This is a genomic window from Paenibacillus sp. FW101-FHT12H11, assembly GCF_058790355.1.
The window spans coordinates 152052-173851 of the sequence record NZ_JBYTCO010000006.1; the positions used below are offsets into that span (position 1 = coordinate 152052).

The following is a 21800-nucleotide window of genomic DNA, read 5'->3' on the forward strand; positions in this document are numbered from 1 at the left end:
TCTTTTGTATTATTTACCAAGTAAGCGCAACAGCACCCGCCGGTACCAACACCTTTGCCGGATTAGCCGGAATAACAAGCACAAAGTCCGTCGAAGTTTCTTCTACTGCTTTCACTGTAAAATCACCGGGGAGCGTAATACCAAAGGATTCTTTTAGCGCTGCTTTCGGATTGGCAAGAAGTTGGTTTTTGAATGCTTCATCTTCCCACGCTTTTTGAATGATTTTTGCTTTTAATTGTTCATGTGATGACATGATCAGTCACTCCCCTTTAATTGTAACGGACATGGAAGCCGCTATTTCTGATGTTTGGCGATGAAATGGGAAGTTGTCGGACTGAGGAGGCGTTATTCACTGTTACTACCCTCGTTATAGGCTAATTTGAGTGGAATAGCGTCGCTCAGGTCCATTAAATCCTATTTCAAGCTCAAAAACCATGAATAAGGGCATTTCAGTCCGTTAGGCTCAGCATTTTTGCATGAGCCATTGGCTAATTTTACCAATACAAGAAGTATAGCACGAATATTCAAAATATTCTATCAGAATTTGCTAGTTTCCGACAAATAATAGGATAACCCGCCAGAAAGAAGTTGGTTCCGCTTCGCTTTGATCTCTTTTGCCGTTACACGCAAACTATCAACAAGACTAGAGTGAAATTGACTAAGCTCTTTCATCGATAACTCTAAAGCTAGCAGCTCCTCATGATGCTTAACTGCCACCTCGCTATATCCCTCCAACCCATCACGAACATATATCATCTGTTTGACCCAATCAGGAGTTGGTGAACCAACTTCCGATCCTTCAACACTCCCACGCAAAAAAGCAAGCAAACAATTATAGGAACCCTCGTCCAAATCTTCTTCCCAATCCGCCCAGTCATCCAGCATTTGCAGCGTAACGAGCACCTGTTCAACAGCTCCTGTCACAACGGGGATCTGCTTAGCTTGACCAGCGAGGAGCAAAGCTCCAGTGCTGGCGTTTTTGACAGGGCTAGCTTTCCAGGCAACCTTCCTTTTATCCGTGTGAAAGTAATCGCCACCCGGCTCGCCGGCAACTGCGTCGGCCCATTCCAGCACGTAAGTCTCGTAATAATGCCAGAAAGGAGTATGTGGCGGGAACAATGCGCGATACATCATTTGAAATTGCAATTGAAATAAGTTCGCGAGTGGAAGCTTGTCCGTATGTGCCCCTTTAGTAGAATCCATAATGTCATCTACCACAAAGTAATAGAGCATGACGAAAACGTTAGCTAAGCTCAACCTTTTGACCACGTCAGTCGGCAGCTGAGTTACTTCCTGCATCCAATAGGGAAGTAGATAGCAGATGTAATTTTTCGTGCTCTCTTGCTCCCGCAAGTCAAATTTAGTGAAGTAGGCTAGTCCGTGATGATTCAGCGGTTCCGGAAATGCGCGAATAAGATTTTCCGCTTCTGCGAATACCTCATCCATACTCTCCTTATGATCAGAAAACCAATCCATAGGTCATATTCCCCTTTATTGGTATATTTTTGAAACAAGCGTAGCATGAATGCGGCGCGGATACAATTTCTTTTTAAACCCTGTCGTATCAACGTTTAGCATAGGCAGTTCACTGAAGTTAAGATTGTTCATACGCCAATTTACCATATTGTTCACATACCTAGAGAGGCTTCACTATCCAGTTTCCATGCACTGACATATGATCGTCTCAAGACACATTGCCCCAAGGAGGATCGCACCCAAACATGCTCAAACGCAGAGGTTTTCTCTATGAAATCGTAACGAACAAAATCATGTTTCTTATGCTGCTGCCAACCTTGATCTTCTTCTTTATTAATTCGTATATCCCGATGGTGGGCATCTACTATGCATTTACACGATTTGATTTCAATGCCGGCTTGTTCGGCAGCCCTTTAGTAGGCCTGGACAATTTCTCTTTTCTATGGAAATCCGGCATTTTAATGAAATTAACGCTGAACACACTTGGCTATAATTTGGCTTTCATTGTATTTGGGAATGTTTTCGCTATTGTATGTGCCGTATTGCTTAGTGAAATTCGCAGCGCTTGGTTCAAAAAAATTGCCCAGTCAGTGATGTTTCTTCCCTACTTCATCTCTTTTGTTATTCTGAGCGTCATTGTTTACAACTTATTTAACTATGAGAGCGGATTTCTTAACACGATGTTAAAGGAATTCAGCTCTGAACCTGTCGATGTGTACAATACGCCTTGGGCATGGATTTTCCTCATTATTATCTTTTACTTGTGGAAAAATCTCGGGTACAGCATGGTTATTTACCTGGCGGCCATCACGGGCATCAGCGAAGAATACTACGAAGCTGCCAAAATTGACGGCGCGAATATTTTCCAGCGTGTCTGGTTTATTACGATTCCCATGCTGAAGCCGACTTTTGTGGTGCTCCTTTTATTCTCTCTAGGCAGTATTATGAAAGGTCAATTCGACCTCTTTTACCAGTTGATTGGAAATAATGGGATTTTGTTTAATGCGACCGATATCATAGACACTTATGTGTATCGCTCACTCAAGGTTACTTTCGATGTCGGCATGGCGACTGCGGCAGGGCTGTATCAATCTCTTTTCGGATTCATCCTGATCATTACCGTAAATTATATGATTCGAAAAATGAACGACGATTACGCTTTATTTTAAGTGGAAGAGGTGCAGCTATCTTGAGAATTAAGGACGAGAAATATATGTATGTGTTTCAAACCATGGCTTACGCCGTGATTATTATCTCTTTTCTAGTATGTTTGTTTCCTTTCCTGATGATTATTTCGGCCTCGTTCACTCAGAATGAATCCATTCTTCGCAGTGGTTATCACTTCATACCGAAGGTTTTCTCATTAGAGGGGTATAAAACGGTATTTCGATTTCCAGAGCAGGTGCTCAAAGCTTACGCTGTAACCATTTTCGTCACCCTTATCGGGACAGCTCTCGGATTGTTTTTCATGACGATGGCGGGCTATGTTCTACAGCGTAAGGACTTCCGATACCGCAATCAATTCTCGTTCTATATTTACTTCACAACGTTATTTGGCGGGGGCCTGGTCCCTTGGTATATCTTGCTGGCCAGCTATTTGAAGCTGACGGACACCTATGCGGTGCTTGTACTGCCAGGGCTTATGAGTCCATTTCTGATTATCCTGATGCGAAGCTTCATGAAGTCAGCTATTCCTGAAGAGCTCATTGAATCCGCCAAAATTGACGGCGCCAATGATTTCAAAATCTACTACAGTGTCGTGCTTCAATTATCAATGCCCGGTATCGCGACCGTTGGGCTGTTCCTGGCGCTGCATTATTGGAACGGTTGGCTGCTGTCGTCGCTGTTCATCAATGATCCTAATAAGTATGAACTGCAGTACTACTTGTACAACGTGATCAACACGATGCGCTTCGTCTCTCAAATGGGCGCAGGAACTGGGGTCGTTATGACCGGTGAAATGCCGACGGAATCAACGAAAATGGCAATGGCAATTATCGTTACAGGACCAATCTTGTTTCTGTATCCGTTTGTTCAGCGTTATTTCGTCAAGGGATTGACAATCGGTGCTGTCAAAGGTTAGAACCGAAGAAGGAGCATGCAGGTTGGCAACTTTCTCGGCTGACATATAACCATACATCTAAAGGGAGGATTCAAATGAAAATGTTGGCAACCCACCGATTCTCCGCCATTTTTTCCGGGGCGTTCCTAATCACAGCTCTAGCAGGCTGCAGTAGTTCGCCAGAGACTAAGCAAGGGAATACAACACCGGCAGCTAGTGCGGCTGCGCCGGCAGCGATAGTTAAGGCAGAAGCGCCGAAAAGGGAGAAGGTCGAGCTTCAATTCTACATGCTAGGGAATGCTCCCAAGGATCTGCAAATTATTCAGGACGAGGTTAACAAGCTGGCATTAAAAGATTTAAATACAACCGTGAAATTCAACTATACAACTTGGACGGACTGGGATCAGAAATATAAGCTGCTGCTTTCCTCCGGTCAGCAAGTGGACTTGATTTTTACCGCAGACTGGACACAATATCAATCCTACGCGAAAAAAGGCGCCTTCCTGCCGCTTGACGATATTTTGCCAAAGGCTGCGCCCATACTGAATAAATATGTACCGAAGGATATGTGGGAAGCCGTGAAAATCGACGGAAAAATTTATACCGTACCGGCAACGTTCAAGGAGTATGTCACGAATGGCTTCGTTTGGCGTGAAGACTTGAGGGTCAAATATAATTTGCCAAAGCCAACTTCGATTGAAACATTTGAAGCGTACATGGACGGGATCAAGAAAAATGAGCCGAATATCCTGCCTTTTGCCAGCGGTGGAGACGGGAATTTGATTGTCAACGGACTTCGTGATGTCGTGCACAACAGCGTGGGGTCACCTCTTTACGGCATAGGGATCAACTACAATAAACCAGGTGAAGTTTACTCCTACTGGGGCTCTGAAGAGCATATGGGCGACATTAAAATCGCCAAGCGCTGGATGGATAAAGGTTTTATCCCGAAAAACGTTCTGAATGTGAAAGACTCCACGTGGGATCAGCTTGTCAGCGGCAAAGCAGCTGCAGAATTCGGCGATAATCCGGCACGCTTTAACGATTCATTGAACAAAATGAAGTCAACGCACCCAGACTGGAATCTTGACTATTACGCGTTTCCGACCATCAAAGGATATGCGCAGCCTGTTCATCCGATTCATAATGGTTTTGCTATTCCTAAAAGCAGTAAAAATGCTGAGCGTGCGCTGGAATTCTATGAGAAAATGGTTACCGATAAAGCGTACAATTGGCTTACTTCCTATGGTATTGAGGGGAAAAACTTTCAAGTTGAAAATGGTTACTACAAAATGATTGGCGATAATAATTCCAACGGTTTCCCTCGGGAGTCCATGAACAGCTGGGCATGGCGCAACCCTGACTTCATGCTGTTCGAGAAAAGCTTTGATGGGGTTAAAGCCATTTATAAGGATCTGGATAAGATTCAAAAACCTGATATCTTCACTGGGTTTGCTGAGGATTACAGCTCATACCAAGCAGAAAAGGCAGCGTTGGAGCAAGTAGAGAAGCAGTATTTATGGCCGTTGCAATTGGGTCTTGTTGCTGATCTGGATGCAGGTATGAAAACATTCATGGACAAAGCGAAACAAGCCGGACTTGAAAAGGTGCAAGCAGAGTACAAGAAGCAATGGCTGCAATATGTGAGCGAAAAAGGCATTAAATAAAATGAAACGGGCGCCCTGCAGCGAAATTGGTTGCAGGGCGGCCGTTTATTTAGGTAAAAGCTTGATTGCCGGGTTCGAGCCCGGATTTGCGGTAATCGGTGGGGGTTACGCCAAAATTTTTCTTGAACATCCGGTAGAAGTAAGAGCTGTTGGAATAGCCGATTCGTTCGGCGATATCAGCGATGGGTAAATCCGAGTGCTTGAGCAAATCTTTGGCGCGATCCATGCGCATCGTGTTAATGACATCCACGACAGCGTTCATCGTGTTCTGTTTGTAGACACGGCTTAGATAAATCGGTGACATATCCACTCTATCTGCGATCCAATTTAAACATAAATTCGGATTTCCGCAGTGCTGCTCAATCATATCGTTGATTTTACGAATAAGATCATCCTGCTTCATGCTTCGCTTGTTATCCAGACGTTTCTTCATTTCATCGAACAGTTCGAATACGACAGCTTCTATGTCCTCAATTGTTTCGAGTTTGGCTAATTCATTTCTGGATAATTGTATGCTCATGGGGACATCAAGGGAATTATTTTTGAGAATCGTGTGCACGACGCCATTTAGAGTAATCGTCAATCGGGACAGGGTGGCTTGAAAAACGCTGATCGGATACGACCTCGTTTCCTCAATAATGACGCTGTACAATTTCTTCGCTTCAGCCACTTTACCAGCCATTAAGGCGTCAATTAGTTTTTTCTCTTTTTCAACGGTAAATAGATAGTCGTCTGTTTCCGGATATTGGTGATCCAGAGAAGCGATCAAACAGCTGGGTCCAAGAAACACGCGATGCTCAGAGGCATCAACGACTTTTCGATACATGGAAACCAAATCCTGGGGCTGGGAGCTGGGTGGACTGTAGGTGGCGGAAAGGCTTATTTTGAGCAGCTCCCCTACGGCTTTTTGAATTTGCTTCAAAAGTCCTAGAAACATGCTCTGGTCAGTATCGAGCGATGCGCTTCGGGCATTAATCAACAGCACCGTGCTGTCATTTCCAATATCGACCGTTTCCACTTGGTACGCTTGCGAGGCTATTTCCGAGGAAATATTCATAATCGCATATTTGTACACGTGAAGGTCGTCTTGATGTTTTTGCAAAAAGGGTTGGAAACCATCGATACGAAGCAGGATCAGACGATATTCGCTTTGAAAATCAAACGAAATGCCCAGATCGCTGCGTTTTTCCCGCATCATTTTCGGCGTAATAGGCTCATGACCTTGAATCAGTTTTCGCAAGACTTCCTGCTTTAATGTAAATAAAGAGTTTCGTTTATCCGATTCCAAGGATTTCATTTTCGTAACAATACGATCAATCGGGACATATAGCTTACGGGATAATAGCCATGAAACCAACAATCCGGCAACTAGAATGGAGATGCCAATGTAAATCGTTGTTGTTCGAATCTTGTTGATTTTCTCCGTAATTGTTTGATAAGGTGTGATTCGAATGTACCGCCACTCTAAAGAATCCGGCGCTGTGTAGGAGATTAAGGATTTCTCGGCGCCCACTGTATCAATGAAGTAACCGGATTCTTTACTGCTCATAATGTGTTTGGTAATGGTGGATTCGGCTGTTAGTGCTTGCGTGTGGTTGGGAAGATCGCCGCTAAGTGTCCTGCCTTTACTATCGATAATAAATGAGCTGCTTGTTCCGTTGCTGATCTGCTTGCCGATATCTTTATTAATCCAGTCCGTAGTGATATTGACGATAATAGCTGAATTAAGCGCATTGTTATTGCCGATCGCATCGTAGCAAAGGTACGTGTAGACATTGCTTTTTTGTGTGCTAGATGCACTTTTCAAGTAGGTACGGGGGATGGGGACGAAAGGTTTGAACTCCTGGAAATGATCCAGCACGTTCAAAATATCTTTGTCGACCAACTCTTCTTTGGTCATTAACCCGTTCTGCCCGGCGTCGGAGGCAATGTACACATAGTCGGCTTTCGGGTTGTAGACGTAGATGGAAGCAATGTAAGGCATGGAGTTCAGATAATTGTTCAATTCTCGCATAGCAGCCGTGGTATCATAGATATCAGGGTTTTCATAAAACATCAGTTTGCTGATATTGCCGTTCCGGTATAGTTGGAATGTAAGCGATTGCGCACTCTCCGTCATCGAGATGACTTCGCGGCTTGTTTGGGTTAAGTTTTCTAAATCGGTTTGATAGACCTGGTTTAAGTTGATGTTTCTGTAATTCACAAAATAAATAGCGGAGGATACAAGCAGCGTAAGAACCGTACAGAGAATTGTAGTCAGTAAAAGTTTAATGTACAGCTTGCGATTGTCCCCGGAAAAATTCACATTCACAGGCGCGCCTCCCCACACAGACTAACGAGTACAGTGATTTTAAGTATTAATACCATATCACCCTAATGGAGAGCGGCACAAGATGGAATCATGCAACATTTATGAACTTATCTGACTATTCGCATTGACAGTAGGGTTATTTTTATATACATTTGAAGCAAATCGATTGTTCGCAATATGAATGAGAAAGGAAGCCGATGGTATGAGCACCAATGAAGAATTATTAAAACTTGATAATCAGCTCTGCTTCAGTTTATACGCCAGTTCGAGAGCTATCACACGGATGTATCGTCCTTTTCTGGAAGACTTGGGAATTACCTATCCGCAATATTTGGTGCTGCTCGTTCTGTGGGATCAAAAAGAGAGCACCGTCAAGGAGCTCAGCGAGAAGCTGGATCTGGATTCAGGCACGTTGACGCCGATGCTCAAACGGATGGAAACTCAGAAGTTGGTAGAGCGGAAAAGGTCAATCGAAGATGAGCGTGTTGTGAACATTGTCATTACGGAAACGGGACTTGCGCTGTATGAAAAAGCATTTTGCATCCCGCAGACGCTGCTTGAATCCAGCGGGTTGTCCCTGGAAGAAATTCATAATTTCAATGTACAGTTGAAACGTATCATTAACAGTGTAAACGCATCAACGAAATGAGAAGCCATACGGCGATAAGGGATTGGAGTTTGGAGCATGCCTAGATTAGCGTTCAGAGGAGTAACAATCGAGCAAGTGTGTGGAATAAGTGAGAGCTTAGTTGAACAGCTTGCGGCGATTTGCGAGTGTGACAGCGATAATTTTACGTTAGAGTGTGTCCAGCATCCGGCTATATTCGGCGGTAAAATCGTGCCAGCCTATCCGTTTGTTGAAGTAGCCTGGTTTGAAAGAGGGGACGAGATCAGGGATGCCGTCGCTGCGGCAGTTACGACCCATGTCCTTGGGCTTGGCTTGCCTGAGGTTGAAGTTGCTTTTACGACCTACAGCAAGGATGCGTACTACAGCAACGGAACTTCATTTAAGTGAGGAATAGAAATGAGTTATTTTATTTATATTCTAATTAATAATATTGTGCCGATTTCGATCATGATCGCGATTGGCGCAGTCATGTATCGTGCCTTTCATCTTGATATTAAAACGTTATCCAAGCTCAATTTCTATGTGTTTTCTCCTGCAATCGTTTTCGTCAAACTGTATGAGTCTGAAATGAACCTGAATGTCATTCTGCAAGTCCTTTTGTTTTTCGCTTTATTTTTCAGCCTTTTGTTTGCAGTGATTGAGATCTATATACGCATTAAGAAAATGAAGCGGGGCATGCGGATCGCCATGCGAAACAGCGTTATTTTCTATAACAGCGCAAACTACGCGCTGCCGCTTAATCAAACCGTCTTCGGCGGGAATGCCTATACGCTTTCTATCCAAATTATTATCATGATTATGCAAAATTTGATCCCTAACACGTACGGCATTTACACGTTAAATGCCCACAAATCCACCTGGAAGGCAACGATGAAGACGATCTTGTCTTTACCTGTTATTTATGCCATTCCGGTTGCTCTATTGCTGAGATACTTTCATTTGCCCGTCCCGTCTTCCATTCATCTGCCGCTGACGTACATATCCAATGCCTTCATGGCAACTGCGCTCTTAACACTTGGCGTACAGCTTGGCGGGATGAAGTGGGAATTTCACTTCTCGAACGTGGCTGTTTCGAATATTTTACGGCTGATTGCGGGGCCATTGCTCGGATTTTTGGTCGTGTGGATGCTTGGGATCAATGGTCTGACCGCACAGGCGCTAGTTCTTTCCTGTGCTGTGCCGACCTCCCTTAGCAGTGTGCTGCTGGCGATTGAGTATGAGAATGAACCGGAGTTTTCTTCACAGGCCGTGTTTACCTCCACCTTGTTTAGTATGTTTACTATTCCTGTTGTCATCTATTTTACGGGTTTTCTGTGAACATTCTTGGTCATACTGAATGATGCAGGAATTTCGACATTTTCCGGCGAATTGGTAAGTACATTTTACTAATTTAAAGGGGGCAGTTTTTAATGAACTACCAATTTTGCCAGTATGTTACGATTGTGGACATGAATGAAGAAATTTTATCCGAGGTATTGTTTGAGCACGGGGAGTTCGAGTCTAACGCGCTTTCCATCGGTTCTTCCGTTCTGATTTATCAGTTGGGACTCAAGCAATTCGAGGTCGTTTATGACAAAAGAGAAGGCAAAATAGCCCGCAATAAAATTGTAGATATTGAGATCGATTTAATTACACATCCGACAGTCACCAAGGTTTACCTGGAGCCAGTACGACTGATCGTTGGACAGCATGATATCGGTGAAGTAGAATAAATTTAAGCTTTAATGAAGGGAAGTTTGGAAACGATGATGAAACTTTTTGTGCTGATCGGCAGCTTGAACGCGTTTCTTTCTGTTGCATTGGGCGCTTTCGGGGCACATATCTTGAAACAAAAATTAACGCCTGACAAACTAGAAGTTTTTCAAACGGGTGTACATTATCACATGATTCATGCGGTTGCGTTAATCGCGATTGCTATTTTGTCAGATAAGCTTGCGAACACTTCGATGGTGAATGCTTCCGGATGGGCGATTTTTATCGGAATTATTCTTTTCTCGGGCAGCTTATATGCTCTTAGCTTGACAGGAATCAAATTTTTTGGACCGATTACACCGCTTGGCGGCTTGAGTTTCTTAGTGGGATGGATTCTGCTAGCGATTGCCGCTCTAAAATAATAAAATTGGAAAGAGTCAGGAAATTCCGACTCTTTTTTCTTTATTTTGTGCCCTATTTGCAGGAAAAGCTCGACTTATGTAGAAAGTAGTAGTTAACGCAAATGGTTTTAAAATACATATTGATTTTCCCATAGGTGTCGGATGAATCACACAAGGAGACAAGTGAAGTGCGGGCTTGTTTCTTTCATCGCGGCAAATTCGTTATGAAGATTAAGCAGGAGAAGGAACGGTAGTCCGTGCGACGCTTCCTATTACCTAGAGTGAGATTGTAAGAGGAGGCAAATTTGTGAAAAACCGGCTCTATATTGGCGGATATTTGATTGTCGCCATATTCGTAAGCCTTTACGTAAAGCCGTATGCTGTATGGATATGCGTTTTAGCTGCCCTGCCGCTGTTTATTCAGCTGTTGAGAAAAGAAAGAGACGTACAGCACTTATCAAAATCAGCTCTGCAGCATCACTCCTATCAGCATGTGCTGGATTCCTTATTTGAGCATAATCCGAATGCGATTGGCATTTTTGACCAAGAAGGGACATTCATCCGGATTAATGCAGCGGCAGAAACGATACTCGGATATTCGGCATCGGAATTGCTGGAGAAACGTTTCAGCCATTTTGTGACGCAAGAGCAGTATGAGTTGACGATCAATCAACTTCAACTGGCGACGGATGGAGAGCCGCTTACCTTTGAAACTTCCGTGTCTCACAAAAGCGGCTATCGGGTTGACTTGCATGCAACAGCCGTTCCCGTTCAACTGAGCACGGATGCCAGGGGCTTTATCCTCATTTGTCAGGATATAACGGAACGTAAGCGCAGCGATGAACAAGTCCGGTATATGGCCTATTACGATGACATGACGGGGCTGCCGAATAGGCGTATGTTTAGAGACCACCTGAATGAACGGTTGAGTCTTGCCAGATCAGCGGGGCAACAAGTCGCCGTCTTTTATCTGGACATTGATAGGTTCAAATTAGTCAACGATAGCTTCGGCTACGATTACGGCAACATGATGCTTCTGCAGCTTGCTGAACGCTTCACAAGATGCATAACCGAAAATGATTATTTGGCACGAACCGAAGGCGATGAGTTTGCTTTTTTCTATACGAATGTCGCTGATTCCAATGATGTCATTGCTGTAATCGCAGAGATTAATCGCGTTCTGGAGAAACCATTCGTTCTTGAACAATACGAACTGCATGTTACAGCAAGTATTGGTGTCGCCATCTCCACGGCAGATGAGGAAGATGCGGATACATTGATGAAGTATGCCGATATCGCACTCGCCAGAGCGAAAGAGAAAGGGCGCAACGATTTCCAGATTTTCAACGCGGATATGAAATCCGTATCCATCAATCGCCTCAAGTTGGAGAATGAACTCCGCAGAGCGATCGCCTTGGAGGAGTTTGTTTTATTCTATCAACCACAGGTTGATATTGAGACGGGACGCATTGTCGGTGTAGAGGCGTTGATTCGCTGGAATCACCCGGAGAAAGGGCTGATCTCGCCGAACTATTTTATTTCCTTTGCAGAAGAGTCCGGTTTGATCGTACCGATCGGAGAATGGGTGCTGCGCGCGGCATGCAAGCAAAATAAAGCCTGGCAAAATCAAGGCTTTTCCCCGATGCCGATTTCCGTGAATTTATCCATGCGGCAGTTTTTCCAGCATAATCTGAAAGGCAAGATCTCTCATGTGCTGGAGCAAACGGGGCTTGATCCGCAGTATTTGGAGCTTGAAATTACGGAAAGCATGACCATGGATGTCGATCACGCGATTCAATCTCTGCTCGAGCTCAAGGAGCTGGGTGTTCACGTGAGCATTGATGATTTCGGGACCGGCTACAGCTCCTTATACTATTTGAAAAAGTTTCCGATTGATAAGTTGAAAATAGATCGTTCCTTTGTACGCGACATTATGGTGGATCCCAATGACGCCGCAATCGTTACAACGATTATCGCCATGACGCGTCATCTGAATTTGAAAGTCATTGCGGAAGGTGTAGAAACGGAAGAGCAGCTGCACTTCCTGCATCAGAACCGCTGCAACGAAGTACAGGGCTATTGGTTCAGCCCGCCTGTGAACGCCGTCCAGCTGGAAAATATGCTAAGCCACGGCGTGCATGCCGCGGCTTCGGGTTAAATAAAAGAGGATGTCCCTGGTCGGTCAGGGAACATCCTCTTTGTTTAGAAAGCGACGTAATCGTCGATTTCATTCAGTCTAAATGAGTAAACCTTCTTCTCATCCACATGATACACGGCAACGTTTTGATTGCTGCTGTCATAATTCAAAATCCGGCAGGGAAGATTGAGCTTAATGCCCTGACCTTTGATAACGGTTAGCCGAATCAATGTGTTGTTAGCTTTGAAGCCTTCCAGCTGCGTGATAATGTGATCGGCCGCTCCGCTTGGCGCTGTCGACGTCATCGTTGGCGCGGGAGTTGCAGGCGGGGGAGAAGTTACTGCCTTTTTGCCGGTATATGAAGGAGGCGTGCTCTCTTTTTTCGTTGTATTCAAATCAATTAGCTTACCGAGCTCGATGCCCTTGAGGATTTGGTAATCTTTGACCGTCTGTGCGTTAAGAAGATGTAGGAGCTTTTCCATCGCAAGACCATTTGTAGCCTCTTCAATTAAAATTTCTACAGTGAATAAGTGACCTGTGTGGTTCTGTTTACCTTGACTCATATGGCCTCCTTGCAGCCTAGAAATTGCTCATGTCCTAACTATATCATGTTATGATATCCAAATATAGATTGGTTTTTCATTCGTACAACTTTTGTATACAAAATGAGGAGGAACCTATGTCAAACAAAACGAATGTCTGCCGAATCCTCGATTCTCTCCATATTGCTTATTCGCTGCACGAATACGAGTGGGATGAGGATCAGCTAGATGCCGCAACCGTTGCCGCTAAAGTGGAGCTTCAACCTAGTCAGCTGTACAAAACGCTCATCTTAAAAGGGGACAAGACAGGTGTTCTCGCAGCTTGCATTCCCGGTGACCAGGAACTGAACTTGAAGAGTCTCGCTTCCGTAAGCGGGAATAAAAAAATTGAAATGATGCCTGTCAAAGACATCCAATCACTTACAGGCTACATACGAGGCGGCGTATCTCCGCTGGGCATGAAGAAGAAGTACCCCTTTTACCTGCATGCGACTGTGGAGTCGATGGAGTTGGTCAGCATCAGCGGCGGCCGCCGGGGGTTGCAGATATTTTTGCGGGGGGAAGATTTGGTGACCGCTTCTGAGGGGCGGCTGGTGGATATCGCTTATTAGCCAGAGGGACCAAGGGGCCGCAGCCATGCGCCGGCGAGGAACCGTACAGCCAGTTTCGCGGGCGTTGGCTTGCGGGGAGCGTAACGGGCGATAGTGCGCGGGTCGTGGAGAGCTAACGGACCTCACCGCCGCGGCTCGTGGAGCTAACGGACTGCAGTGTCGGAGCTAGTAAACGTCTTAACAGAACTCACCGCTGCAGTTCATGGAGAGCTAACGGACCGCAGAGCCGTTATTCTCGATAAATTGCCCTTTTCGCAAACCTAACGGACTCCAGAGCCGCTAATTGATCGATAAGCAGCTAAATTTCATGCTTTTCATGAGAATAGCAGCTGTGGAGTCCGTTAAAATTTGAAAAAGGCCTATTTTCTCCGAATAAGGGCTGCTCGGTCCGTAAGGTTTTCGTACGGCGCAAATCCCGATCTCTTCCTGGCTTCTCGGTCTGTAAGCTCCTCGGAATTTCTCTCGGTCCTTAAGCACCTCGAAGTTCCACTCGATCCATAAGCACCTCGAACGACCCGAAAATTCTTTTTCCACCAAACATCACACCGTACTAGCCGCACGCGCATATACTACCGTAAGACTGCAAAGAGGAGCTGTGCAGAGCATGATGCGCGTTGAACCTATTCTCCTTGAGGGACATACTGCAATTGCGATAGAGGTTAAATTGCCCAAGACGACGCTGCTGGTAGTAACGACAGATAAAGGATACATTATGTGCGGCGCGTTAGACGTTGCACTGCTCAACGAGCGTTTGAGCGAACGCAACATTGTTGCGGCAAGAGCTACTGGCGTTCGCACGATTGAGGAGCTTTTGGAAGCTCCGCTTGAATCGGTGACGTACACGGCGGAAGACCTGGGCATTTATGCTGGAATGACGGGAAGGGAAGCCATTTTGAGAATGATGTAAATCGAACGCTTCGGATCAGCAGATCCGGGCGTTTTTCTATTTATTTTTCTGTTTTTTTATCGGTAAAAAGAACAAAGGCTGCCCGTTTCCATTGTGCGAACTAACAAAAATGAAAGGGAAAGGCAATTACCTGCAATTTCCTGAGTATTTTTCTAAACACAGGCGTTGTCATTTTATTGACCAGATGTTAAAATATGATTCGTTCCATACATAGCACGGGGGGAATTTTAATGAAAAAAATATCATTTCTTGTTTTAACGGCAGCTCTAGTCATCGGATTAACGGGCTGTGGAGCTAAAGATGGCGGCGCCGGAGGCACGAAGATCAAGTTTGCGACAGATGCTGCTTATGCGCCAATGGAATATATGGACAAAGACAAGATGACCGGTTTTGACGTCGATTTTCTTGCAGAGGTTATGAAAGAAGCAGGACTTTCCTATGAGCTAACGAATACAGGTTGGGACACCATGCTTACAAGTGTTAAACAAGGTAAAGAGTATCAAGGTGGTATTTCCAGCGTTTCGATTACGGATGAGCGTAAACAGTCTTATGATTACTCCATCCCATATTTCGAATCCACCAACATGATTCTGGTCAAAGAAGGCAGCCCAATTAAAAGCGCGACTGACCTGAAAGACAAGAAGGTTGCTGTTCAAATCTCCACAACAGCTGATACGCTTATGAGCAAAATCATGGGTGATAAAAATCCATCCTTGAAACGTCTTGATAACAACACGCTTGCGCTGATGGAACTTGAAAATAACGGGGTAGACGCAGTTGTTGCGGATATCGCAATCGTTCGTGAATATGTGAAAAATAACCCGAACAAAAAATTAGTCGCGATTCCCGATCCTAAAAACTTTGAGTCCGAATACTACGGTATCCTGCTTCCAAAAGGCAGCGAGCTGAAAGCGAAACTTGACCCGGCAATCAAAAAAGTGATTGAAAACGGGGCTTATGCAAAAGTGTACAAAAAATGGTTCGGTCAAGAGCCTGACACGAAAAAATTGCTTGAACAAAAATAAGAAGAGAAGCAGCATGCGTGACTTCAACCTTACGCATGCTGTTGTTCTGTTATCGGCATAATAAGGTAAGAAAGGAAGTGTGGAATGGAGTTTCGTTTTGATATTATTATTGAATATTTACCGCTTTTATTAAAAGGTACGCTATGGACCATTGGGATATCCATTCTATCCATTTGTTTCGGCTCCGTGCTGGGATTGGCAGTTGGATTAGGCAAAATGTCTCACCGCGGCTACTTAAGATGGCCAACTAGCATTTACGTGAACTTTTTCCGCGGCACACCGCTGTTGGTGCAAATTTTGCTAGTACATTTCGGGGTCGTTCCCTTATTTCTAGGTACAACCAATGCTATCATTGCTTCTATTGTTGCCTTATCTTTGAACTCTGCAGGATACATGGCCGAAATTTTCAGAGCAGGTATTCAGTCCATCGATAAAGGCCAAACGGAGGCCGCGCATTCGCTAGGTATGACACATTATCAAACGATGAAAACGGTCATTTTGCCGCAAGCGATCAAGCGGATGATTCCTCCATTTGGGAATGAGTTTATCGTATTGATCAAGGATTCCTCCCTGTTCGCAATTATTGCTGCACCGGAATTGATGTATTGGTCTAATGCGATGCGCAGCCAATATTTCGCTGTTTGGGAGCCGTATTTGACGGCAGCGTTGATTTATTTCATCCTCACTTATTCTCTAAGCAAGCTGCTTAGCTATGTGGAAAGGAGAGTGTAGAGATATGACCGCGATGATTGAGGTTAGAAATCTTCAAAAAGCTTTCGGCAATAACGTTGTTTTGCGGGATATTTCCGCAGATATTCAGCACCAAGAGGTTTTGGTTGTGATTGGTCCTTCGGGATCGGGGAAGTCGACGTTTCTGCGTTGTCTGAACCTTTTGGAGCAGCCTAATGGCGGTTCCATCAAGGTTGAGGGCAAGAACATCATGGACCCGACGAATAAAATCAATGAGATCCGCATGGAGCTCGGCATGGTGTTCCAGCGTTTTCATCTTTTCCCGCATATGAAAGTTATTGATAATATTATGCTGGCGCCGATTCAAGTGCGTAAATGGCCGGAGGATAAAGCGCGTAAAAAAGCGTTGGAGCTTCTAACGAAAGTTGGGCTCGCTGATAAAGCTGATGCTTATCCGGATTCGCTTTCCGGAGGTCAAGCGCAGCGTGTCGCGATTGCTCGCGCACTTGCGATGGAGCCGAAGATTATGCTGTTCGATGAGCCGACATCCGCGCTGGATCCCGAAATGGTCGGAGAGGTACTGGCCGTTATGAAACAGCTGGCGAAGGAAGGGATGACGATGGTTGTCGTGACCCATGAAATGGGCTTCGCCCGCGAGGTCGGCGACCGCGTTATGTTTATGGAGCAAGGCGTTATTGTAGAAGAAGGCAAGCCGAAGCAAATTTTTGAAAACCCGCAACAAGAGCGGACGAAGTCGTTTTTGTCCAAAGTGCTTTAGTACGGTGAATAAGAATAGTAGAAGCAGAAAAAAGGAGCTATCACATTGGGGCAGGAATGACCTGATGGGTGGCTCTTTTTTTCTGTCTATCTTTTTGGCAAAAAATAGATTTATAATGAAATAACTATCAACTGCAACATGAAAAGGATGTCATCTCTTCAGTTATGTAAAGGTTTACATTTAGAACAAGATCCAAGATTTAGAATAAAAATGAGGTGCTAACTTTGACGATGCAGGTAGATCAGGTGCCAATGGTGCAAGCTATCGGTGTTACGCGAGTGTTTGGAAAAGGATCTGGAGCGGTTCACGCATTGCGGGGAGCTCACCTCAGTATTCCCAAGGGCAGGCTTGTAGCCTTGCGCGGAAGATCAGGGTCCGGCAAGACTACGCTGCTCAATATTCTTGGGGCACTTGACCATCCCTCGGAAGGTGCCGTTTATTTGGAAGGCCTGGAGATCAGCAGCCTATCCGAGGCCAAGCGCAATGAAGTCAGACGGAAGCAGATCGGTCTTATTTTTCAATCTTTTGCCTTAGTTCCTTATATGTCCGCGTACGAGAATGTTGAATTTGGTTTGCGCATTTCGGGGATTTCTCCCAAGCATTATAAACAACTAGCTGAAGAAGCACTGGATTTCGTCGGTTTAAAAATGAGAATGAAGCATCGTCCTTATGAACTTTCTGGCGGTGAGCAGCAGCGGGTAGCAATTGCCAGGGCGATCGCTCACAAACCCAAGCTGATTTTGGCCGATGAGCCTACAGCGGAGTTAGACAGCAGAATGGGGCTTCAAGTGCTGAAATTGTTCAAAGATTTGGTACAAGAAGGAATGACCATTATTTTGACCACGCATGATCTCGCGATTATGGAAATTGTAGATAAAGTGTATGCATTGGAGGATGGTACCATTGTCGATGAAGGTTAATCCATTTGCGTCTAAGCTCGTTCTGATCACGGGAGTTGTACTAGTCCTGGCAGGGTGTTCCCTATTGCCCAAAGAAGAGGAGGCGCTGAAGCCGCCATTAGTCAAACCGGTGAAAGAAAACTTTGATCTTTATGAAGTGAAGAAAGGCAACATCACGAAAAAAGCGGTTTTTATGGGGACGTTCAAGTCCAGCCAAACGAGCAATTACTATTTTAAAGAGTCTGACCATCACTTATCTGGTTTGCGCGTTAAATTAGGCGATGTGGTCAAACCTGGCGATGTGCTTGCTGAGCTGGAGCAGGGGGATCTGGTAACAAGGATTGCCCTGCAGAAACTGAATTTGGAGAAAGCCCAGATTGCTAGTGTGCAGTCCAGGCAAGCTGATCCTGACCAAACGCTTGCGCTGCGTTTAAAAGATATTGATATTGAAGCTGCGCAGCTGCAATTGACTTCCTTGCAAGATCAGCTGAATAAGACAAGGTTAGTGGCAGAGACCGGTGGCGTTGTCACTTTTGTAACGGATGCTCAGCAAGGAAGTGTAATAGATGCTTTCAATACGCTTGTCGTTCTGTCCGATCCTGAGCATTTGGAGCTCTCTTATGAAGCTACAGACGTTGGAACACTTACGGGAATAGAAGTGGGCATGAACGTAGAAGTCAAACTCGCGAAGTCGGGGAATACGGTACAAGGCAAAGTGCTGCGAACACCTTCAAGCTCGCCGCCAACCGATAACAAGGCACAAGCTGAAAGAAACGCCAAAACGATCATTATTGGGGTTCCTGTCGGAACAGAGGGTGCAGAGATTGGCGCATCCGGCGACATGACGATTGTTGTTGAGCAGCGGGAGAATGTCATCGTAATCCCGCGGAAAGGTCTTCGGACTTATTTGGGCAGAGATTATGTGCAAGTGCTGAATGGAGAGAGCCGAAAAGAAGTTGATGTCGAAAAAGGCCTTGTCACCCCAACGGAAGTTGAAGTCCGGACAGGACTTAAGGAAGGCCAAAATGTCATTTTGGAGAACTAGATCAACTTAGGAGGATTGCAATGGCTTTAATTCTGATGATTCTCCGTAAAATGGTTAAAAATCGCTGGCTCGAGCTTAGTTTATTAGTTGGGCTCATTATTTCCGTAGCTCTTGCAAGCTCGATGCCTATTTATACGCACGCCATTTTACAGCGTATGCTGATTAAAGACTTGGAAGTTCTGCAAACAGACACCACGCAATATCCGGGGCAAGTGTATGACTACGCGTACTTTGTGAGATCCGAGAAGGAGCCGGACGAAGATCGTCTTCTCGCGGAAACGGATGCTTTTTTGACGGAAAAAAGTCAGGCATTTGGCGTTCCTATCCTGCTTTCAACGACTACGCGCAGTACGATGAATTTCAATTTTAAACCGAGTGATCCGAGTAAAGTCGACCCAAGTGTAAAGCGTCTAGGCGAGCTGACAGCGATGTCGTCGTTAGATCAGCATATTCGTCTTGTGGACGGTGTCATGCCTTCAGCAGAGCCTGTGAACGGCGTATATGAGGCATGGGTGTTCCCTGAGCTGCTAACGGAGATGAAAATTGTACTTGGCAATGAATTAACCATTCAAGACGAGGATTTGAAACAAACGATTCGAATTAAACCCGTAGCGGTCATTGATCGCAGCGATTATGCCGATCCTTATTGGACGAATAATACGTATGACTTGCGTTCAAGATTTTTCATTCCTTTTGGACTATTTGAGAAAGAAGTTACGAATAACAAAGCGTTTACTAGCCTCTATTGCTTTTGGAATTACGTACTCGATTATCATCAATTAAAGTTGGAGGGGTTGGGAGCTTATACCGCTGCACATGAACAAATGGAAGGCTATTTAAGCAGTCGCTTCAATTCTTATAAAGCTGAGAATCCTGCGTTGCCTACCTTGAAAGTGTACGGTGAGAAAGAGAAGAAATTAAGAATGATGTTATGGTCGCTGAACGTGCCCGTCAGCATTTTGTTAGCTTTTTATTTATTCATGGTGGCCAATTTGATTACGGAGAGGCAAAAAACAGAAATTGCCGTTCTGCGCAGTAGAGGAGCAAGCCGTACACAGATTTTATTAGGTTATGTGCTGGAGGGAGCTTTGCTGGGGGGAGTAGCTCTTCTGATAGGACCTGCCATCGGCATGCAGTTGACCAAAATTTTAGGTGCCTCCAATGGGTTTCTGGAGTTCGTACAGCGCTCTGCTATGGAAGTGAAGCTGAATCGAGAAGCTTACCAATACGCATTGGTCGCTGTGGTGGCATCGGTTTGCATGACGCTCATTCCGGCTGTTATCGCGACGCGCACGACCATTGTCGGGCATAAGCAATCGCTTGCGAGGAAAAACAAGCTTTCTTTTGTACATAAAATCTTTCTTGATATTGTCTTATTAGCGGTATCCATTTATTTATTGCAGAGCTTTAATCGACGGATGTCTGATTTGGTAGCTCTTGGGCTGGATTCCATGGACATGAAGGTTGATCCCCTCCTTTTTGTTGTACCGGCCTTATTCATATTTGCAATGGGCTTGTTCCTCCTACGAATCTATCCGGTGGTGATTCAACTGATCTATACGGTGGGGCGCAAATGGTGGCCGCCTTATCTGTATTCGACCCTCCTTCAGGTAGGTAGGTCTACTACCCAGTACCAATTTATCATGCTGTTTATTGTGATGACATTGGCTACCGGTTTGTTTAGTGCAAGCGCAGCCCGGACGATGAACAAAAACATTGAAGAGAAGATCCGCTATACGAATGGGAGCGATATTGTTTTGCAAACGCCATGGGATAACGACGCCCCACCGCCACAGTCTGGCCCTTCAGGGCCCTCGGGTGATGCAAGTTCTCCTGGTAATGAAGTTATCGTGAAAAAAAGAGTGCAATATACGGAGCCGCCTTTTCTTCCATTTACCGAACTGACGGGTGTAGAATCTGCTGCACGTGTTTTTCAGAAGAAAGATGCTTACCTCTCAATCGGCAAAGAAACGAAGCGGACAACGCTGATGGGTATCGATACGGATGAATTCGGCCAAACGGCCTGGCTTCGCGATCAATTGCTGGATCATCACTTCTACGATTATCTGAATTTGCTTGCTGGGGATTCCAAAGCAGTGCTTATTTCCAGGTCCATTGCTGAAGAAACAGGAGCTAAAGTTGGCGACACGGTGAATATTGGCTGGGGGGATGTGAGAGGAACCTCCTCTATCGTCTACGGGATTATCGACTACTGGCCAAGCTGGAACCCTAATCCGATACTGACGGCTCCGTCGAGTAGCGGGAGCACGTCAGGCACGACGAAGAAGACGAAAGTGGATGCGCCTAAGCTCGTCGTGGGACATCTCTCCTACTTCCAAAATAATTTGGCTGTGGAGCCGTATGAGGTATGGCTTAAGCTGAAACCTGGCATGACCAGTCAATCTTTGTATGAAGCGCTAGAGCTTAAGAATATCAAGATTACCAGCTTGGTTGATACGAAACAGATGTTAGTCCGTTCCAAAAATGATCCCTTTCAACTCGCCGTGAACGGCGTTATGACGCTTGGCTTTTTGATCGCGATCGGCATCAGCTTCATGGGATTCCTTTTATACTGGGTGCTCTCCTTATCCGGTCGAATTCTACAATTTGGCGTGCTGCGCGCGATGGGAATTTCTTATGCGCAATTGATCGGAATGCTGGTTGCCGAGCAGCTGTTAACCTCCGGCGCAGCCGTCCTGATTGGGATGATCACAGGGAATACGGCCAGCCGTTTATTCGTTCCCTTGTTCCAATTAACGTTTGACTCATCGACGCAAGTACCGCCTTTTCAAGTGAGTTTCGATCCCAACGATCAGCTGCATTTATACGTCATTGTTTTAGTGATGATAGGGATTGGACTGCTGCTGCTTGGCGGGATGCTCTCCAGAATTAAGATTCATCAAGCCATTAAGCTTGGGGAGGATTAAGC

Annotated in this window: 21 protein-coding genes; 17 read left to right on the forward strand and 4 right to left on the reverse strand. The window is 45.2% G+C overall.

The features are described 5' to 3' along the window. Window positions 1-13: 13 nt before the first annotated feature. A complete protein-coding gene (locus AC3WTJ_RS20435; protein WP_492523411.1) occupies window positions 14-253 on the reverse strand; it encodes an NHLP leader peptide family RiPP precursor in 240 nt (79 codons plus the stop codon). Between the two features lie 284 nt (window positions 254-537). Next, the gene (locus tag AC3WTJ_RS20440; RefSeq protein WP_492523412.1) at window positions 538-1476 is read right to left on the reverse strand and encodes a hypothetical protein; all 939 of its coding nucleotides are present in this window, start codon (window positions 1474-1476) and stop codon (window positions 538-540) included. Between the two features lie 245 nt (window positions 1477-1721). On the opposite strand from AC3WTJ_RS20440, the gene AC3WTJ_RS20445 reads away from it, so the two are divergent. The 3 genes from AC3WTJ_RS20445 (at window position 1722) to AC3WTJ_RS20455 (ending at window position 5205) form a co-directional block, all read left to right on the forward strand. Beyond that, window positions 1722-2645 (forward strand): ABC transporter permease, encoded by a 924-nt coding sequence (locus AC3WTJ_RS20445; RefSeq protein ID WP_492523413.1) that lies wholly within the window; start codon window positions 1722-1724, stop codon window positions 2643-2645. Between the two features lie 20 nt (window positions 2646-2665). After that, window positions 2666-3559 (forward strand): carbohydrate ABC transporter permease, encoded by an 894-nt coding sequence (locus AC3WTJ_RS20450; protein WP_492523414.1) that lies wholly within the window; start codon window positions 2666-2668, stop codon window positions 3557-3559. Between the two features lie 80 nt (window positions 3560-3639). Beyond that, a complete protein-coding gene (locus tag AC3WTJ_RS20455) occupies window positions 3640-5205 on the forward strand; it encodes an extracellular solute-binding protein (protein ID WP_492523669.1) in 1566 nt (521 codons plus the stop codon). A 49-nt stretch (window positions 5206-5254) separates the two neighbouring features. Here AC3WTJ_RS20455 and AC3WTJ_RS20460 read toward each other — a convergent pair whose 3' ends face one another. Next, the gene (locus AC3WTJ_RS20460) at window positions 5255-7516 is read right to left on the reverse strand and encodes an AraC family transcriptional regulator (RefSeq protein WP_492523415.1); all 2262 of its coding nucleotides are present in this window, start codon (window positions 7514-7516) and stop codon (window positions 5255-5257) included. 202 nt (window positions 7517-7718) lie between these two features. Between AC3WTJ_RS20460 and AC3WTJ_RS20465 the strand changes: the two genes are divergently transcribed. The 6 genes from AC3WTJ_RS20465 to AC3WTJ_RS20490 all read left to right on the forward strand — a co-directional run bounded on the left by AC3WTJ_RS20465 (window position 7719) and on the right by AC3WTJ_RS20490 (window position 12395). After that, a complete protein-coding gene (locus tag AC3WTJ_RS20465; RefSeq protein ID WP_127456750.1) occupies window positions 7719-8165 on the forward strand; it encodes a MarR family winged helix-turn-helix transcriptional regulator in 447 nt (148 codons plus the stop codon). A gap of 36 nt (window positions 8166-8201) precedes the next feature. Further along, on the forward strand, window positions 8202-8531 hold the full coding sequence (locus tag AC3WTJ_RS20470) for a DUF1904 family protein (protein WP_492523416.1): 330 nt from the start codon (window positions 8202-8204) through the stop codon (window positions 8529-8531). A gap of 9 nt (window positions 8532-8540) precedes the next feature. Then, window positions 8541-9461: an AEC family transporter gene (locus AC3WTJ_RS20475; RefSeq protein WP_127456752.1), complete on the forward strand. Its 921-nt coding sequence runs from the start codon at window positions 8541-8543 to the stop codon at window positions 9459-9461. A 92-nt stretch (window positions 9462-9553) separates the two neighbouring features. Then, window positions 9554-9856, forward strand: a complete 303-nt coding sequence (locus tag AC3WTJ_RS20480; RefSeq protein ID WP_492523417.1) for a hypothetical protein — start codon at window positions 9554-9556, stop codon at window positions 9854-9856. A gap of 36 nt (window positions 9857-9892) precedes the next feature. Then, the gene (locus AC3WTJ_RS20485; protein ID WP_492523670.1) at window positions 9893-10258 is read left to right on the forward strand and encodes a DUF423 domain-containing protein; all 366 of its coding nucleotides are present in this window, start codon (window positions 9893-9895) and stop codon (window positions 10256-10258) included. Between the two features lie 286 nt (window positions 10259-10544). After that, entirely contained in the window at window positions 10545-12395 is a 1851-nt protein-coding gene (locus AC3WTJ_RS20490; RefSeq protein ID WP_492523418.1) for a putative bifunctional diguanylate cyclase/phosphodiesterase, read from the forward strand. 44 nt (window positions 12396-12439) lie between these two features. On the opposite strand, the gene AC3WTJ_RS20495 is transcribed toward AC3WTJ_RS20490, so the two are convergent. Next, a complete protein-coding gene (locus AC3WTJ_RS20495; RefSeq protein WP_492523419.1) occupies window positions 12440-12937 on the reverse strand; it encodes a hypothetical protein in 498 nt (165 codons plus the stop codon). 116 nt (window positions 12938-13053) lie between these two features. Between AC3WTJ_RS20495 and ybaK the strand changes: the two genes are divergently transcribed. The 8 genes from ybaK (at window position 13054) to AC3WTJ_RS20535 (ending at window position 21798) form a co-directional block, all read left to right on the forward strand. Further along, window positions 13054-13527, forward strand: a complete 474-nt coding sequence (gene ybaK / locus AC3WTJ_RS20500) for a Cys-tRNA(Pro) deacylase (RefSeq protein WP_492523420.1) — start codon at window positions 13054-13056, stop codon at window positions 13525-13527. A 604-nt stretch (window positions 13528-14131) separates the two neighbouring features. Continuing rightward, window positions 14132-14434, forward strand: coding sequence for a YunC family protein (locus tag AC3WTJ_RS20505; RefSeq protein ID WP_326062112.1), 303 nt, complete (start codon window positions 14132-14134; stop codon window positions 14432-14434). A 230-nt stretch (window positions 14435-14664) separates the two neighbouring features. Then, window positions 14665-15459: a basic amino acid ABC transporter substrate-binding protein gene (locus AC3WTJ_RS20510; RefSeq protein ID WP_492523421.1), complete on the forward strand. Its 795-nt coding sequence runs from the start codon at window positions 14665-14667 to the stop codon at window positions 15457-15459. An 84-nt stretch (window positions 15460-15543) separates the two neighbouring features. Beyond that, the gene (locus AC3WTJ_RS20515) at window positions 15544-16191 is read left to right on the forward strand and encodes an amino acid ABC transporter permease (RefSeq protein WP_492523422.1); all 648 of its coding nucleotides are present in this window, start codon (window positions 15544-15546) and stop codon (window positions 16189-16191) included. 13 nt (window positions 16192-16204) lie between these two features. Next, window positions 16205-16927, forward strand: coding sequence for an amino acid ABC transporter ATP-binding protein (locus AC3WTJ_RS20520; RefSeq protein ID WP_407872994.1), 723 nt, complete (start codon window positions 16205-16207; stop codon window positions 16925-16927). A gap of 230 nt (window positions 16928-17157) precedes the next feature. Then, window positions 17158-17847 carry an ABC transporter ATP-binding protein gene (locus AC3WTJ_RS20525; RefSeq protein ID WP_492523671.1) on the forward strand — a complete coding sequence of 230 codons (690 nt, stop codon included), beginning with the start codon at window positions 17158-17160 and terminating at the stop codon, window positions 17845-17847. Then, window positions 17837-18871 (forward strand): efflux RND transporter periplasmic adaptor subunit, encoded by a 1035-nt coding sequence (locus tag AC3WTJ_RS20530; protein WP_492523672.1) that lies wholly within the window; start codon window positions 17837-17839, stop codon window positions 18869-18871. The genes AC3WTJ_RS20525 and AC3WTJ_RS20530 overlap by 11 nt, the downstream gene beginning before the upstream one ends. Window positions 18872-18891: 20 nt before the next feature. Further along, window positions 18892-21798, forward strand: coding sequence for an ABC transporter permease (locus tag AC3WTJ_RS20535; protein ID WP_492523423.1), 2907 nt, complete (start codon window positions 18892-18894; stop codon window positions 21796-21798). The last annotated feature ends 2 nt before the right edge of the window (window positions 21799-21800 follow it).